The 17,377-nt window shown below is 63.1% G+C and carries 9 protein-coding genes, 1 pseudogene and 1 riboswitch; of the genes and pseudogenes, 3 read left to right on the forward strand and 7 right to left on the reverse strand.

All coding sequences use genetic code 11. The features are described 5' to 3' along the window. Positions 1 to 332 precede the first annotated feature (332 nt). The 7 genes from SB4_RS06340 to SB4_RS06370 form a co-directional block, all read right to left on the reverse strand. Positions 333 to 4,286 (reverse strand): PIN domain-containing protein, encoded by a 3,954-nt coding sequence (locus SB4_RS06340; protein WP_058751880.1) that lies wholly within the window; start codon positions 4,284 to 4,286, stop codon positions 333 to 335. Positions 4,287 to 4,631: 345 nt separating this feature from the next. Continuing rightward, a complete protein-coding gene (locus tag SB4_RS06345) occupies positions 4,632 to 4,943 on the reverse strand; it encodes a hypothetical protein (protein ID WP_058751881.1) in 312 nt (103 codons plus the stop codon). Next, complete coding sequence (locus tag SB4_RS06350; RefSeq protein WP_058751882.1) at positions 4,940 to 7,225, reverse strand: TonB-dependent receptor; 2,286 nt, start codon at positions 7,223 to 7,225, stop codon at positions 4,940 to 4,942. Before SB4_RS06350 ends, SB4_RS06345 begins: the two co-directional genes overlap by 4 nt. Positions 7,226 to 7,612: 387 nt before the next feature. Beyond that, a complete protein-coding gene (locus SB4_RS06355; RefSeq protein WP_058751883.1) occupies positions 7,613 to 8,545 on the reverse strand; it encodes a glutaminase in 933 nt (310 codons plus the stop codon). A gap of 132 nt (positions 8,546 to 8,677) precedes the next feature. Then, positions 8,678 to 11,611, reverse strand: a complete 2,934-nt coding sequence (locus SB4_RS06360; protein WP_241488506.1) for a TonB-dependent receptor — start codon at positions 11,609 to 11,611, stop codon at positions 8,678 to 8,680. A gap of 78 nt (positions 11,612 to 11,689) precedes the next feature. Then, positions 11,690 to 12,652, reverse strand: coding sequence for a FecR family protein (locus tag SB4_RS06365; RefSeq protein WP_058751884.1), 963 nt, complete (start codon positions 12,650 to 12,652; stop codon positions 11,690 to 11,692). Then, a complete protein-coding gene (locus tag SB4_RS06370; RefSeq protein ID WP_241488507.1) occupies positions 12,649 to 13,158 on the reverse strand; it encodes an RNA polymerase sigma factor in 510 nt (169 codons plus the stop codon). The genes SB4_RS06365 and SB4_RS06370 overlap by 4 nt, the downstream gene beginning before the upstream one ends. A gap of 201 nt (positions 13,159 to 13,359) precedes the next feature. Here SB4_RS06370 and SB4_RS06375 point away from each other — a divergent pair. The 3 genes and pseudogenes from SB4_RS06375 to SB4_RS06385 all read left to right on the forward strand — a co-directional run. Further along, positions 13,360 to 13,785, forward strand: a pseudogene (locus SB4_RS06375) (IS5/IS1182 family transposase); the annotation flags it as partial. Between the two features lie 381 nt (positions 13,786 to 14,166). Further along, a riboswitch (yybP-ykoY riboswitch) is annotated at positions 14,167 to 14,340 on the forward strand. After that, positions 14,323 to 14,919, forward strand: a complete 597-nt coding sequence (locus tag SB4_RS06380; RefSeq protein ID WP_478212454.1) for a manganese efflux pump MntP — start codon at positions 14,323 to 14,325, stop codon at positions 14,917 to 14,919. (Overlaps the previous riboswitch by 18 nt.) 352 nt (positions 14,920 to 15,271) lie before the next feature. Further along, entirely contained in the window at positions 15,272 to 17,095 is a 1,824-nt protein-coding gene (locus SB4_RS06385; RefSeq protein WP_193753749.1) for a M48 family metallopeptidase, read from the forward strand. The last annotated feature ends 282 nt before the right edge of the window (positions 17,096 to 17,377 follow it).

Genomic DNA, 17,377 nt, shown 5'->3' on the forward strand with positions numbered 1-17,377 from the left:
ATTGTGAAAGCCTCAGGCTTGCGAATCAACCAGCCTCTTCTCTGATCTCAGCGGGATCAGAAGAACATCGATCGACGACGCACCCGCATCAAAGAGCCGGGCAGATCCAATGAAGCGCGTTCCCCAGACCGAAAGTCGCCGTTTTGCGCTTAAGTCTCCTGAGAAGCCCGGAAGGAATTATAAGCAAGTGCAGCCTCCTCCTGGGCCCCCTCGTGTGCAAGCGCCCACGAGCAGAGCGCCTCCTGCTCTTTGAGCGTCAGGACGGGCGGGGGACGTCTTTCGCCATTCACTGTCTCCAGGGTCTTTGAGCCCTGCCGGGCGCGGACGATAATTTATGCGTTCAGCGTCAGACCACCGTTTTCCAACCGCTTGAACAGCTGCCCTGCCTCACCCCGCGCACTTTTCCTGGCGGCCAGCGTAAGGCTGACTGGCGAGTGCATATTGGTGGTCGCCATAAGTTGCGGCGGCAAGGTCACGCGATTGATGCTGCCAGCGAGCAGGTCCTGCGCCGCAGCGGCGACCAGAGCGTAAACCTCTTCCACGTCGTCGGGGCGCCCCGACGCGTGGCAGGCAGCGACATACTCACGGTGAAACGCTGCAAGGGCGGCATCGGTCGGGGCGGTTCGGCTGCTGTTGACCAGCAGGCGGGCGAGAAGGTTCCCGACGCTGGCACGATCGATCTCGGGACCGGTCATCACGCGCGCAAAGCTCTTCAGGCGATCGTTAACGGCCCAGCCGGACCCGAGAAGCTCGGCGAGCACCTCCACGTATCCGATCGGGGTGAAGCGATGATGCCGTTCCAGCAACGCGGCCAAGACCTGCCGGTATTCCGGATGGGATATCCCGCCTGGACGATGCCCGGCCTGCACGAACGCCTGCGTCCAGGTGCCTGCCGCGCCCGCCTCCTGCGCGATGGCCCGGATGCCGAGATCGTCAGTGAGAAACGCGCGCTTGGGCTGGAGTGAGGCGAGCAAAGTGTCGTGATAGGCCGGGTCCATGCCTTTAAGCATGTCGAAAATCTCTTCGGTCAGGGCATGGTCGGATTCCGCCGGCACAAGCATCAGCGACTCGGCAAAGTGCAGAGCTGCGGTGGCATCTGCGATCTGCTGCTCGATCGCCTCCTCGGATAGTTCGATGAGGTGATAGCGCTCGCCGTCCCAGCCGAACGTACCCAGCTTTTTGCCACGCTGCGCCTCACGCTCCTCGACGAGCTCACGCAGCACGTCGATCGTCGCCTGTACCACCGCGAGGCGATCGGGCGATTTGGCCAGGATCGCCGTGACCCCCATGCGGGTCCAGCCATAGAGCGTCAGGGGATCGACCAGCGTTATGCCTGCGATCGACGCAGTACGCCCTACATCGAACTCGCCGGGAACCCCGAGCGCGCATTTGAGGCCGAGCGTCGGGTTCGCCGAAAACGCCTCCCAGATATCGAACACCGTAGCGCCGCCAAATTTCGCCGCCATCGGCAACGGCAGGATATTCTCCCGATAGAGGGTCTCGATTTCCTGGCCCTGTGCCGCTCGATCCCTAGCGAGCGCGAACATCTGTTCGAATTTCTCGTTGCCCTTGCTCTCGTCGATCTCGAACGATCCGAACGCAGGATGCCCGGGAAACAGCCCGGGGAAGTCGCGAAGCGTGCGGTGGTGCGCGAACAGATATCGGCTCTGTAGCTCTGTCACCTTATGCGACTGGGGGCCGACGCCGACTTTGGCGATCTCGATCGTGTCGTCCAGTTTGAGCCCGATGAGTCGCTTGGCAAAGGGATCCGAAGGCGCGACTTCGCCCCGCTCGACAACCGGGTCCGGCGCCGTCTCGATGACTCGATAGATGAGCTCGCCGGTTGTCTCGTTGCGCAGCGTAAAACCCGCGCCGGGCCCGATCTCGTCAGATGCCGCCAGCGCAGCCTGATTTGGCCTGCCGTTGATGATCAGCCCGAGCGCATACCCCAGATGGATCTGCGGATCCTTGTAACCGGTTCGAAGCGCCCGGTAGCCGATGGCAAGCGCCTTGGGATCATCACCAAGATACCGATCGATGACCCTGGCGAGGCTCATCAGTTCACGCGGCTCGCCCGCGATGTCTTCCGGCACCACCTTGAGCCAGGTGTGGAAGGCGTCGTGGCGCCCCGAACGAGACAGCAGCTGCATCCAGCCCAGGCGGTTCGTGAGATTGTCGTCACGCTTCAGGGCGCGCTCGAGAAGGTCGATCGCCGGCTTGAGGAGCCCGACGCGCTCGTAAATGTTCACACCAGCAGAGACGTAGCCCGGTGCCGACCGCAGCGCGGGCGAAAGCGATTCGAATAGCCGACGCGCGTCCGCGCGCCGGTCCGCGTGGAGAAGTGCGTTAAGCCGCCGGCGCAGCGCATGACTGTCGGACGTGTCGTGGAGCGGTTCGAACAGGTCCGCCGCCAGCGAGAAATGACCGGCCTCGTACAATGTCTCCGCCGCGTGGATGCGCTCGCGAAGCGACAGGTCGGCAACGGCGAGCGCGCGGATCTCATCGACCATCCGGAGCCGCAGGGGATCCTCTTCGCCCAGATCGTCGAACAACACCGATCGCAACACGATTGCGTTGGGACTGGCCTCGATCGCTGCTTCAAAGGCCGTGTTTTGGTCGGCACCGGCGAGGATCGCCGCTCTCACGCGCAGCGCCTCGATCAGCTGGTCGCGTTCCGGAATCAGCGGCTCGGTGACGGCCTTTGCTGCCAGCCGTTCGCAAAACGCCGCAGCGGACACCGCGTCCTTCAGGATCAGGGCCGCCTGCGTCCGCATGAGCAAGGCATCGAACGACATCTCCGTCTCGGAGACCTGGTCGAGTGCCTGCGCGGCGCTCTTCCAATCCCCATCAGACGCGAAGCGCTGCGCCGCCCGGAACACAAGGGGATCATAGGTCGGGTTGGTGGTGAGCGCCTGATCAAGAACGACCATCGCCTCCTCGTCTCGGCCCAACAGGGAGAGCAGACTGACGAGGTTCGCAGCGACGTGCCGGCCCTGGAAGCTGGCATCCCGCTGCGCGAGGATCTCCCACGCCTTGCCATTCAGCTCTGTCGCCTTCTCGACATCTGCCCGAACATCGACCGGTATGACGTGCGTGAGCGCGAGCCCGTCCATCGCGACGAGGGGCTGCGAGTAAGCCTCCGCGACCGCGGACAAGGCCCGCCAGTCTTCCGGTGCAAGCGCCAGCGCCTCTTCCGCGAACCGGCGGTGAGACACTTCATCACCGTGCTCGTGCGCCCTGATAGCAAGATGCAGTTTGATCTCGAAATCGTCGAGCAGATCCGGGTGAAGAAGCGCGGTCAGCGCGTCGAGCGACATGTCCTTTGGCGCGGTATCGAGCACGATGCCGGCGGTTCGCGCCGATGTCGGATCCTCCGCGAGCGCGGCACTGGCCAACGCGAACGCTTTCTCGCGATCGCCCTCAAACAAGTGGACCACTGCCATCGTTGCGCGCGCGTTGGGGAACTCGGGATAAGCGTCATAGGCTTCGCGAAAAAACGAGATCGCGGTGGTCTCGTCTCCCAGCGCGTAATGGGCATTGCCCTTGCTCGCGAGCAGGCGATACTGGGCGAGCGGGCTCGCCGAAGCGCCTTCCTCGGCGACCAGGGCGTCCAGTCGTTTCAACGCCGCCTTGGGCGAGCCATCGGCGATCAGCTTGCTGACCTCGTTGACGCGCGTGGCGAGCTCGTCGGTCCCCGCCTTGTCGTCCCGCAGGTCGGTCACCATCCGCTGGGTCGACTGGAGCATCCGGGTCAACTGCGCTATGTCCTGGCGCTGCTCGACCTTCGAGGACTCAAGCGCCCCCACCACATCGACCGGCGCGAAATCCCGGAAATATTTGAGCAGCAGATCCTGATGGTCGGCGACGTAATGACGAAACGTATCCCAGCCCGTAACCCGAACCTCGAACAAGCCTTTACTGGCGTGATCGGCGGTAATCTTTCTGGCGATCCTTTGGATTGCGACGTCATTGGGTGCCGTCGTCAGAACGATATAGACGTCCAGAGGCGGCTGGAACATGAGCGCTTTTGCGACCTCGTCACGTAGCTCGGCCTCGGTCAGGGCACCGCCGTAATCGGCGTCCTTGCCCTTGCACTGGACACCGGTGAATTGCTTCTCGAGCCGGTTCGTACCAAAGACATCGACCCCAGCCTGCGGTTGGCCGGTCCGTCCGTGAAGGTCCGCATCCGTCGTCTGCCAAAGCCGACGATAGACGTCGAAGGCCAGACTCTCGAATTCTTGCCATCGTTTCGGGGCGGGGAGGGCACGCGACAGGACATCGGACATCCACACTCCATAGATGTTCGCGCTTTGATCTGAAAGGTTGGGGGCGTGAATTCGAATAGCAACCGAACTGTCACCGCCAAAAGGGGTTTTGGAATGGCAGCTATCCTGCGTCGGCTGCCCAAAAACTCTCAGACCGCAACCGGCCCAGCTTCAGTCGTAACGCCACGCCGAGCGGACAGCGGCCGAACGTCGGCTTATGAAAAGAGCAGCCGTTCGTCCTGTGAGGTAGGAATGACGGGTTTGTCCCACTTTCCGCCATCGCTGGTCGAGGCGTCGGGCTAATATGAATGGATGTCTCAAGTTGGGGAGCGCGAAACGAAGGCTGAATGTCGGTTCGTGGGTCTTTCAGCGCGCGGGCTGAGGTCCTTCAAGAGGTTCAGGCGCAAGGCTCGCGCTGCGATCGGCGCGCGCTGCCCGGACTGTTCGCCCCTGGACACCGACGGTCAGCGTAGCCAAACCGATCCCGGCCACGGCAACCGCGCTTCCCTTGACCCAGCCGGCCCACGCCGCATCGAGCACGACGGTGCCGGCGAGCGCCGCCCATCCGCTCACGATCAGGCTGGCACGCCCACGCTGCCGATCCGCCCATGCGCGCCGCAGCAGCGCGGCACCGGCCAAACCACCGATGACGGCGACGAGCGCGGCCAGGGCCGTCACATATGCAGTTCGAGACCGGCACCGAACGTCTGTGGGTCGCCGACGATGCCGCGAAGGCCGTCAGGGGTGCGGTACTGGAGGTAATCCTCGTCCAGCAAGTTCCGGGCGAAGGCGAACACCGTCCAGCGACCGGCGTCATAGCCGAGCCGCGCATTCACCACCGTGCGGCCGGACACGCGTGCTTGGTTCTGCGCGGTTCCGACATCGGTAAAGACGGCGCTGCGATAATTGGCGTTGACGTTGCCGGCGATGGCACCGACGCGGCCGTTGATCCCGCCCGCCAGCGTCCAGCGAGGCGCATAGGGGAATTGCGATCCGGCCAGGTTGACCGTGCTGGTCGAACCGGCTGGCAGATCGAAGCGATCGTACTTGGTCCGGACGTAGCCAGCCGAAGCATAAGCGTCGAACACGCGGTTGAGGCGGCCCTGAACCTCCAGCTCCCCGCCATAGAGGTGCGACTTGCCGGCGTTCACCGTGTTGTAGTCGTAAGCGTTGAGGCCGAAGAAGGCCGTCGTCTGCTGGTCCTTCCAATCGACGTAGAAGACGTTGGCATTGACCGTCAGCCTGCCGTTCAGCCAGCGCGAACGCAGCGAACCCTCGTAGTTCCAGCTATATTCCGGATCATAGGCGACGAGCGTCGCGCGCGCCGGGTTCTGGCTCGACCCGCCCGAGCGATAGGCGCGCTGCACGGTGAAGGCCGTGGTCAGGTCAGGCGTCCATTCCATGCTGACGCCGGCCTTCGGCAGGAAGGCGTCGAAGCTGCGGGCGTTGCTGGCCCGCGCCGATGCCGCCTGCGCGACCAGTCCGAGCACGCCACGATTGATCGCGTTCACTGCCAGGTTGAGCGGGGTGCCCGCTGCGCCAAATGCGGCCGGGCTCGGCAATGTGCCGTTGAAGGTCGCGATCGTCTCTGCGCCGTAGCGGTTGTCCTCGTGATCGTAGCGGAAGCCGGCGAGCAGCGAGAGGCGATCGGTCACGCGCAGGCGACCGTCGCCGAACAGCGCGGCGTTCTTCACCAGCAAGGGCTGATCGGCGCTATAGCGGACCGGGATCTGCGGCAGCGCGGTGGCATAGGCCGTTGCGATCTGCCTCGCAGCGGCGGCCGGGAAACCGCCCCTCTGCAACAGTCCGACGATCGTGGTGACAGGCGTCGCGATGTTCAGGCGGTTGTTGGCGTCGAGCCCGCCCGAGCGACGATAGGCCCAGGCGCCCAGCACGCCACTCAGCCGCTCGCCATCGTAGTTGAGGCGAAGCTCCTGCGTCCAGGTCCGATAACGACTGTCATTGCTGATGAACTGGACGTCGGCGGCCGTGCCGTCCGCGTCCGTCTGCGCCAACGTCGCGGTACGATTGAACGAGGTGACACTCGACAATCGCAGGCGGGGGGCGATCTCGTAACCGACGTTCAGCACCGCGATGTCGGAGCGGATATAGCCGCGGTTGGGCTGGTCGCTCGTCGAGCGGCGATGATCGTAGAAGTCCGGCGTGGTGAGGTTGGTATATTCGTAGAGATAGCCGCCATCGCGCCGGACGCGATTGTAGCTCGCCTTCACGTCGAGCCCGGGCAGGGACCGTGGCGTCCAGTGGAGCTTAGCGCGCAGGTTGAGCGTGCGCAGGCTGTCATCGTAACCACCTCGCACGACGTTGCGGATGATGCCGCGATCCGCGCGGCGTTCGGCCGACAGGCGAATGCCCAGCTCGTCGCGGATCAACGGACCGCCTGCTGCGGTCGAGAAGGTGCGATCGTTGCGGTCTGTCCACAGGATGCGTCCATCCGCACTGTAATCGGTCACGGACGCATCGCGGGTCGTCAGCACGATGGCACCGGCCAGCGCGTTCAAGCCCTGGATAGTGGATTGCGGCCCGCGCAGGATTTCGACCTGATCGATATCCCAGAGATCCGTAGGTCCCCCGAATAGCGCCTGGCGAGGGATGGGCGCGCCGTCCATATACACGGTCGCCGTGTCCGCATCGCCGCCGGCACCTACACCCTTATTGTTGATTCCGCGGATGGTGAAGCCGGCGGAGCCGTAGGTTTCCGAAACGTTGGCGGTGCGATTGTAGACATCTTGGATCGTCAGGATGTTCTCCTGCCGGATGCGTTCGGGGGTCGTGACCGCGACACTGGTCGTCGTTTCCTGAAGCGTCCGGTTCGACTTCTCGCCGGTGACGATGATGTCATCCGGTTGCGTTTCCTGCGTGGATGAGGGCGCCTCTTGCGCAAGGCAGGGTGTCGCAGCGAGCAGTGTGCCGGTGCATAGCAGGTAAGCGATCAGTTTCATTGTAGCCCCTTTTTCAGAGAGGCTACAAACAAGCCTAATGAGAATCAATAGCAAATGATCTCCGCATGCCTCGCGGCGTTTCGCCTTCCCACGAGCGTCGGAATCGTCCGGTTGTGACGCCAGTCCGCAGCCCGCGGTTTTCCGCAACGTTTGGGGCGTCAGAAATCCGCGTCAGATTGTCTGCGTGAGGAATGACCGGCCATCTGATACAGAACCACCATCTGCATTTGCTTCATACGGCCGAACTGAACGGGCGTCCGCTTCTGGGAAGGGGGAAAATGCTGGTGGATGACCGCAATTGGGTCATCAATCCAATAGCCATGATCGATCACATCCCGTCGCTCGGCAAGGCCGCGTCCGACGCGTCCTTTCGACAGGGGCCGGGCATCACGTCGGATCGAATACGGACCAACCCGTGCGCTGCACCAGCCGCTCCAAGGCCAGGGTGCCGAGCTGCGAGTTGCCGATCGCGTTCAAGCCGGGCGACCATACCGCGATCGCCGCGTGCCCGGGGGCGATGGCGAGAATGCCCCCGCCCACGCCAGATTTGCCCGGCAACCCCACGCGATAGGCGAATTCGCCAGAGCCGTCATAATGCCCGCACGTCATCATCAATGCGTTGATCCGCCTCGCACGTTGCGGCGACACCACCGATCGCCCGGTCGCGGGATTGATACCGCGCGCCATCAGGAACCGGCCGGCCGCAGCGAGCTGACGACAACTCATGGCGAGGGCGCATTGGTGGACGTAGGTTCCCAGCAACCGGTCGACGCCATTCTCGATCGTCCCGAAGCCCGCCATGAAGTGGGCCAGGGCGGCATTGCGATGTCCGGTGGTCAGTTCGGCCTGCGCGACGACATGGTCCACGGTGATGCCGTCGTCGTCCGCCAATTCCCGGACGAAGCGCAACAGCTCGCCGATCACCTCACGCGGTTCGTGGTTGCCCAGCAAGATATCGGCGACCACCAGAGCCCCGGCGTTGATGAACGGGTTGCGCGGAATGCCCCGCTCGGTTTCGAGTTGCACGATCGAATTGAAGGCGCTGCCCGAGGGTTCGCGACCGACGCGATTCCACAGCTGATCGCCGACCGTCCCGAGCGCTAGGGTGAGCGTGAAGACCTTGGAAATGCTTTGAATGGAGAAGGGGACGTCGGCATCCCCGCCCAGATGCTGTGTGCCGTCCGCTTCAATCACGGCGATGCCGAAGCGTGTCGGATCGACGTCGCGCAGCGGCGGGATATAGCTCGCCGGTGTCCCACGATCGGGCGCGGCCGCCATTTCGGCGGCGATGTCGGCCACGATGCGGGAAAGGCTGGTCATGCGTCGCCCATGGGAGATGACGCGGCTGACGGGAAGCCCGGTCCGGCGGACCGTGTCCCATCAGCCGATCGATCGCGGCGATACGGCGGTAGGAGGGCGGATGCCCCTCCACCGTCGTACCGCGGCAGGTCGTCAGTATTTTACGCGCAGACGCGTGTAATAGAAGCCGCCGTTGAAACCGAAGGGGCCGCCGTTGCGCGGATAGATCTGGCCATCCGCCGTGCCGCCCGTGATCGGGAAAATCTGTACCGCAGAGGTCGGCTTCAGCCTGTCGGGATGCTCGTCGGTGAAGTTCTGCGCGCCGACCGCCAGCGTGACATGGTCCGCGAACGTGTAGCTCAGTTCCAGGTCGGTGGTGAATTTTGCCCCGAATATCTGGTTTGCGACACCGTTGGTCTGCCCATAATCCTGCGCGCTGGTGAACGAGCTATAGTAGTTTTCGCGCACGGTGAAGCTGAGGTTGTCAAGCGACCAGCTCGCGTTGAAGACGGCCCTGTGCTTGGGTGCGAGATTCTCGGCGTCGATCAGCTGCGCATCGTCGATGATCCGGGCGTCGTATTGCCTGACCTTGGTCTGGTTGTAATTATAGGCGAGCGAGAAATTCAAAAGCGCTTCGCTCAGCTTGGTGCGCCAGGTGCCGACCACGTCGATCCCCCGGGTGCGCGTACGAAAGCCGTTGGTGAAATACTGCACCTCACCGCCTACGCCGACCGGCACCAGAGCCGACTGTGCCGCGATATCGGCCGCCGTGACGACGAACGGCGACGTCAGGCCGATCCGGTTACGCAGATCGATCTGATAGCCGTCGACCGTGATCGTCATGTTGCGGACCGGCTTCAGGATGATGCCGGCACCGTAATTGGTCGATTTTTCAGGGGTGAGCTGGGTCGCGCCGAAATAGCGCGCCACCGCCGTGTTGGTGGGGAAGGTGCCGCTCTGGACGCCGCGGAAGTTGGTGGTGATGATCGACACGTTGGACTGGCCCGGCGACGGCGCATGGAAGCCGGTGCCGATGCTGCCGCGCACCGACAATCCGTCGCTGAGCTTGTAGAGCGCGTTGACCTTGCCCACCCAGGCATCGCCGAAGGTGTTGTAATGTTCGTATCGGCCTGCCGCGCCGACGGTCAGGGCGTCCGTCAGGTCGGTTTCGAGTCCGACATAGGCGCCATAGGCCTTCTGCCGGAAACTGCCGGCCGACAACGGACTGGTGCCGGCATAGCCGCTGGCCCCCACGCCCTGAGCCGCGGTCGTGCCGGAGAAGGTGTAAACGCCCGGCGCGGTCTGCGTGTAGAGTTGCTGGGGCGCGCCATAGGGGCCTGCGGCGTAGGATTGCAGATCACCCGCGGTTTGTTCGTAGGTTTCCTGGCGGTATTCGGCCCCGGCGGAAATCGTCAGCGGTGCGGCAAAGCCGAGGTCTAGGGCATAGGTGAAATCGGCGTTGGCGTTCACTTCCTTCTGGATCAGGTTTCCGAATTCGAAGCGAGTCTGCGTCGCTGGACCGAACGAGAAATTGGCCGAATTGTACATCGACAAGGACAGCTTGTTCCGGGCCAGCGTGCCCGACACGTCATAGGTGAAGTCGCCGCTTTTCCCCTTGTAGCCCAAAACGCCATATGCCTCCTGCGTCCTGCCGACGAAGCGGGGCGTGAAACCGGCCGGATAGAGCTGTGCAAACCGAAACGTATTGGCATCGCGGACGAAACCGCCCGCGGGGCAGGTCGCATTGCCCGACGGGCAGGGCGTGAGGTAGAAGACGTTGTTGAACGCGGCGTTGGCGCCCAGTGTGCGCGTCACGCCGGTCGTATCCACCGCCGTGCTCGTCACCGATGCGCGGTAGTTGAAGCTCTGGTCGCCCTTGTTCTCGGCGTAATTCGCAAAGACGTAGATTCTGCTGTCGTCGGTAACGTTGATTTCCGAGTTATAGACGGTTTTGAAGCCGTGCGAGGGCGAATTGCCCCAGATCTGCGCCGGTCCCGGATAGTTCGGCAGCTGCGACGCCAGCGCGGGGAAGTTCAGCGCGAAATTCGCCGCTGACACGCGGGTCCGGCCACGGCTTGTCTGCCCGTCGTCGTCATATTCCCCCGTGACGTTGATGAACCCCCAGTCGCCCTTCACGCCGGCATTGGCCGCGATCTGATAGCTGTCGCCGTCGCCGGCATAGAATTGCCCGGCCCGGCCGACGAGTTCGAAGCCTGCGTCGCGGCGCAGGCCGTAATTGAGCACACCTGCGATCGCGTCCGAGCCATATTGTGCGGTCGCGCCTTCGCGCAGGACTTGCAGGCTGCCGATCGCCAGCGACGGAATGGCGGAAATATCCGGCCCCTGTGCGCCGCGGCCAAGGCCCGTGTCGCTGCCGCCATAGACCTGGACCAGCGCCGAGCGATTGTAGCGCTTGCCGTTCAGCATCACGAGGACCTGGTCGCCCGCCAGCCCGCGCAACGATGGCGAGCGGACGAAGGTGGAAGCGTCGGAAATCGAATTCTGCCCCGCGTAGAAGGACGGCACGATATTCTTGAGCTGATCCACCATGTTGGCGGCCGGCTGCGTCGTCAGTTCCGCGGCGCTGATCACGTCGACGGGCGACGGCGAGTTGGTGAGCGTACGGTCGGTGCGGCGGGTGCCGAGGACGACGATATCACCCGCGGGCTGCTCGGCGACGGCCGGGGCGGCTGCCGCGGCGGCATCCTGCGGATCGACCGCCGGTGCGGTGTCGGGCAGCGTCGTGCCGGCGGTTTTCACACGCTCCGCAGCGGCCGTTTGCGCCGGAACGATGGCGATGGCGCCGGTGGTATCGGTCTTGTAGGAAAAGCTGGTGCCGCTCAACAGGCCGTTGAGTGCGGCATCGGCCGACAGGAAACCCCGCACGCCGCGCGATCGGGTCGCGCGCAGATCGTCAGCCTTGTAGATGATCTGCCGCCCCGACTGATGAGCATAGGCGTCCAGCGCCGATTTCAGGCTGCCTGCCGCAATATCATACCGACGCGCCTGCACCTGTGCCTGAGCCGGTGCGGCCATGACGACGAGACATGTGCTGGCTGCCAGAGCCGCCACGACGTTCTTCCGCATTCGTTAGTCCCCCTTGCCCGTTCCCACCTGACGGGTCTCATCGGGAAAGACAAACAAGCGTCACGGAACCGTAATGTCTCAACTCGATATTTTTACGGTATCGCCGTCACGGCTGATCTTCAGGCCGTAAGCATCGCGCAGCAGCCGGGAAAACGCCTCGACATTTGAAGCACGAAACGATCCGCCGACGCGGATACTTGCCGCCTGCCGATCGGCAACGATGATCTTCAAGCTATTGTAACGATTGAACTCTGCTGCGGCATCCTCGAGCGGCGTCTCATCGAAGGCGAGAATGCCATCGCGCCAGGCCAAGCGTTTTTCCACCTTTTGTTCGGACCGCTGGGTGACGAGCATCGAAGACCCCTGGCTGATCGCGAAGGCCCCGTCGGTGAGCGTCGCCGAGCTGGCCGGCGCTGCACCGGACTCTTGCGCATCGTCGACGCGGACCCGCCCGTGCAGCACCGCCACCGTCACCTTGCCCGCGTCCCGGCGAACAGAGAATCGGGTGCCGAGGACGGTTACGGTCTTGGCCCCGGCATGGACAACGAACGGGTGGGCGGGATCACGGGCGATTTCGAAAAACGCCTCCCCGTCATCGAGCCACACTTCGCGGCGACTGCGCGACACGGCCGCTCGCACTGCCGTCTTGGTGTTGAGTTCGACCAGGCTTCCGTCCGCCAGCGCGACCGACCGGCGGGCGCCCAACGGCGTGTCGTATCGGGCCAGCGGCGTCGGACGATCGTGCGAGCGCCAAGCGAGCCCCACCGTTCCCAACCCGATCGCCAGCGCCAGGGATGCCGCCAGCGCTGCCGGCCACCAGGGGCGGCGGCGCTGCAATCGTTCGTCGGGCCGGACGCCGAGCGAACCGATCCGGTCCGCCTCGCGCCAGCTGTGCCGCAGGCGCCAATATGCGGCCTTATTGCCATCCGCTTCGGTCAGCCACGCATCGAGCATCGCCTGGTCGGCGTCGTTCCAGTCCGCATGCTCACGCCGGATGATCCACGCCGCGGCGGCGTCCGATGCCTCTTGCGCGCGGCTCACTGGTCGCCCCCGCGGCTGCGTCGGCGCAGGAAGCGTTGGCGGACGATCTTGCCGGTGCCGCCGAGCATGAAGTCGGCGAGCGCCTTCATGCCCATCGCGAGCTGCCGTTCCACCGCATCAATGCCGATCCCCAGATGGTCGGCCGTCTCGCGCGTGTTCAGCCCTTCGACCTTGCGCAGCAGTACGATCTGCTTCACCCGCGGCGAGAGGCGGTCGATCCCCTCCTGCGCGCGGCGGAGCGCGTCCCGGGCCATGACATGCCGCTCGGCCGTCAGCATATCCGGCTCGTGCTCCACCGCTTCCAGGTCCGCGACGAGTTCGAAGGACACGATCTTGGCGCGCCGCGCCCGGTTGATGAGATGATGGCGCGCGATCGTGAAGAGGAACGGCCGCGTCTGCGGCGGCAACCCTTTACGGGCGCCGGCGATCGCCAACTCGTAGATATCATGCCGCAGGTCGATCACGTCATCCGCTACCCTCCAGTTCCTGCGGATGAAATGCGTCAAAGCCGGTTCGAGAGGGAGCATCTCTCGGCAGAACCATGCTTCAAGATCATCATCATCCACCATACGAACGTTCGGGTATCTCCCTGTCGAGCCGCGTCAACGGGTTAGACAATCGACCGCGCGGGGGCCGTAATGCGATTCGAAAAAATAATTGTTTTCTCGTCTCGGACGCAGCCTAACACCCGATCTATTGCATTTCCGACGGTCGCGCGATGTATGGCCGAGGGGCGGCGAAGGGTTCGCGGTCGACGCCAGCCTGATCCGCGCGGACGCCCATCGTCAAACCGGCAGGCCGGGCAGCGACGGCGTGCCGCTGGACGCTGATAGCCGTGCGGTGCGCGAGTATCTGGCCCTTCTCGACGATGGCGCATTTAATGCACCGACACCGGTGGTGCCGAAGTATCTGACGCCGGCCAATCTGGCGTCGCGGTGGACCAGCGCGCGTCGTGGGCCGCCCTTCTATGCCTATTCGACCACCTACCTCATCGACCTCGACCACGCCGTCATCATGAACCTGCAAGCCAGCACCGCCGTCAGGCCGAGGTGACCGCGTGCAAGCGCATGGCGCGGGTGCAGGACCGCTTTCATGAGGCTCTGGCTGCGGGGATATGGGTCTACGGCCTAATCGTTGGCTGTTGACGTGCGATTTCCTCCCAATGCCGGACATTACTTTAGCGGAAGTGATCGCGGGTCAGCGACCGTTTGCGATATGAACGAACGGCAGAAGCCGGGGAGTGGGCATGGCGCGCCGAATGGCCTGAGGTGGGTCGTCGTTGCGGTATGGCAGGGTGGCTGCTTCCGCCCAAAGTTGACCCTAAGACATCTGCGTAAGCGGGGCGACTTCCTTTAAGGCCTGATTTGCGCGGTGTGCGACGAGCGATATGTCCTGCAACGCCCGTCAATCTGGTGATCCCCCCAATAGAGCGGAGGGGATGTGCTGCCCTCGATCAATCAGACCGAATTGATCGTATTTATCATTTGGTGGCAATCGACATCACCAGATATTGGGCCTGCGTCCTTGGGGAGTAGCTACCCGCAGTAGCGGGGTTGCCGTCAACATCCTTGAGCCATCGGCTCGTGGCGGTAGCAGCAGGTTCGCCCTGCCCGGCGAGACCAATGATGCAGCACTCCGCTTTGTGGCCACGGGTGCATGCATCGTTTGGTTTGCTGGCCCTGAGTAATGATGTGATGCCCGGAATTTTGACGCTTGGCGCTTTGGGCGCAAGCCTGTCTGTCGATGCTTTCGCGGCGGCGTTGGGCAAAGGGGCGACCGAAGGACGAGCCCGCCTTCGTGATGCGGTTAAAGTCGGCATTGTGTTCGGTTTTTTCGAGGCTCTGACGCCTGCACTCGGCTGGCTGCTTGGCTTTGCGCTGAATGACTGGATTGCCGATTACGACCATTGGGTCGCGTTTACGCTACTGTTCGCGGTTGGCGCCTATACGATCCGGGAAGCCTGGACGAGCGAAGGCGATGCAGGCCAAATTGACAGCGAGACTAAGCCCAGCATGCTGCGGCTCGCTGCAACGGCGATCGCAACGAGCGTCGACGCGGCGGCCGTCGGTGTGACCCTGGCCCTTATGGACGTCAACATCTGGGCTGCCTGCATGGTTATTGGCGGGACGACGACGTTGATGGCGACCATCGGCGTCATGCTGGGCAAGCATATTGGTCCCTACCTGGGCCGGTACGCTGGCATCCTCGGCGGCTTTGTCCTGATCGTCATCGGCGGACTGATCCTGGCTCAGCACCTGTCATCGTAAACGATAGTAAGCTGAGCTCTGGCAGGAACGCTCAATCCAGATCGCGCCACGCCATCCATCTGCGGCGCCTCTATTGTTGAGCTGGGCTCTACAGCCTGAAAGATCGACATCAATGAATGTCGGAAGTTGAGAAGCGGTTAGGGAGCGTTGAATGACTGCAATTGGGTCGTTCTCACCCTACGGGCGCCGAAACTGGCGCGATATTGCTACTTCGCGGGCAGCCTTGCCGGCTGCTGGACGGGCACCATAGCACACGGCATTGTCCTGCCGTGCATCTTCGACGGTGCAACTGGGGGGTAATGTGCGGTCAATTCAAGTCGAGGATGTCGCGTCGACCGAGTGGGGCGGGGCGGTGGCGCTGGAGCCGCGCTTTGCGCCGATGATCGAGCGGCTTGAGCGTCTGGCTGCGGATAGCCCGCGCGCCCATGGCTACCGTGTGCTGGCGGCAGGGATGCTCGGCTATGCCGTGCTTGCGGGCATTCTGCTTTTATTTCTCGGCCTTGTTATTGGAATTGTGGTGTTTTTGGTGTTGCATCCAGGCGCGGCGGCAGGCGGGATCAAGTTGCTGATCCCCATCGGCACCGTTGCGTTGAGCCTGATACTGGCGCTGCGTGTCGAGTGGCCTCAGCCGGACGGCATCGCAATTGGTGAAGCAGAGGCGCCTAGCTTGCACCGGTCCGTCAGCGCACTTCGGACTGCGACTAAGGGCCCTCGCATCCACGAAGTCCGTATCACCGGCGAGATGAACGCGGCGATCGCGCAATATCCCCGCCTATTGTTTCTGCCGTCCCGGAACATTCTCTTCCTCGGTTTACCCCTCCTTCAGGCTCTCGCGCCGAGAGAAGTCGAGGCCGTCGTCGCCCATGAAATGGGCCACTTTGCCGGCGCTCATGGTCGGACCGCGTCCTTCATCTACCATGTCCGTATGCGGTGGTCTCAGTTGGGTGAGCGCTTTTCCCGCGGTATCGTGGCTGGCGGGCTCCGGCGTTTCTTCCGCTGGTACGGCCCCTGGTTTGCTGCCTACAGCTTCGTGCTTGCTCGTCGGCAGGAATATGCGGCGGACGCGCTTGCGGCGAGGATCGTCGGCTCTGCCACCATGGGCAACGCGTTGATCAGGATCGCGTATCAGAGCGCGCGCTGGCATGAAGGCTGGTCAATAATCTGGAAGCAAGCAGTGGAGCGGCCCGATCCGCCCTCGTCGCCGTATTGCCTGCTTGGCGAAGTCGTGTCTGCCGAACCGGATGAAACCGCCTCCCAAGTGTTGGCGCGAGCTCTTGCCCGGCAACGAGATCTCGACGATACGCACCCGTCTTTGTCCCAGCGTCTTGCTGCATTGGATGTGGTGCCGGAGTTGCCGCCGCCCTTTGCGGAACCCGCCGCCGCCCTGCTGCTTGGGTCGGCCTTGACCACTATCGTTGGTCGGCTTGACGCTGAATGGCACAACACCGCCGATGAGAGCTGGGCAGAAGAATTTGGATGCCGTCAGGAGTTGCTGGCGGAGCGGCAGGCGTTGGAGGACCGCGCCGGGGCCGAGGGCCTCGATTACGAAGGACAGCACCGTCTCGCACAGTTGGTGGAGGTGATCGACGGTCCTCAACAGGGCGCTACTGCCTTTGCTACGGTTCTGGAAAGATTTCCCGACGCGCATTTCTCGCGCTTCCGACAAGGTGATGCCTTGCTTGATGCGGGAGACGAAGCGGGCGTTGCATCCTTGCTCGAAGCGGCACGGAGCGAGCCTGGATTGCTGACCGCGGCACTCGATCGCATCGTTCGCTACGGTTATGCTTCGGGACGCGAACAACTCATCGAGACGTTCGAGCCCCAGCTTGATGCCGCCATCGCAGCCGAGCAGGAGGCGCGATGGAGATCCTCGACCATTGATGAGTCTATCGCGCTTCGTGCGCTCGAAGCCGAGAAGCAGGACGAGTTGATCCAATTGACGGCCAGTGTCGCTGGTGTGAAGTGGCTTCTCGCGGGTGTGCGTGACTTGGCAAACGGGCAACAGATCGTCTTCGTTTTTGCAACCCAGCGTAATTTTACGGGCACAGAAGTGCTTGACGCCCTGATCGATGCGATGCTGCCCGCTGGTGATTTAATCGGCATTCAGCATTGTAATAAGCGGCGTTGGCTGACGAAGCGTTTGAGGCAGTTAACGACGGGCGTGATCCGCGCTTGAGAAATCCGCCGCAGTCCGCTCCAGTCGAGGGCCGAAATGCAGCCGACTTTCATGGCGAGTAATTTGATGCAGGAAGGATCTTCTAAAACCCGAACAAATGGCAGAATACAAGAAGCACGAGGGGCACACCCAATGACCGATTATGGTTCGTGGCGGCAGTAGGGCAGGGCGGCCCCTTTCGCCCAGTTTGCGGACATCTGCGTAACCGCTATTCTCCGCTCTATGATGAAGGAATATGTCCTTGATGGCACGAAGATCACATCGCTAGGGCTGAGACTCAAT

The sequence above is a fragment of the Sphingomonas sanguinis genome (assembly GCF_001476905.1).
Lineage (GTDB): Bacteria > Pseudomonadota > Alphaproteobacteria > Sphingomonadales > Sphingomonadaceae > Sphingomonas > Sphingomonas sanguinis_B.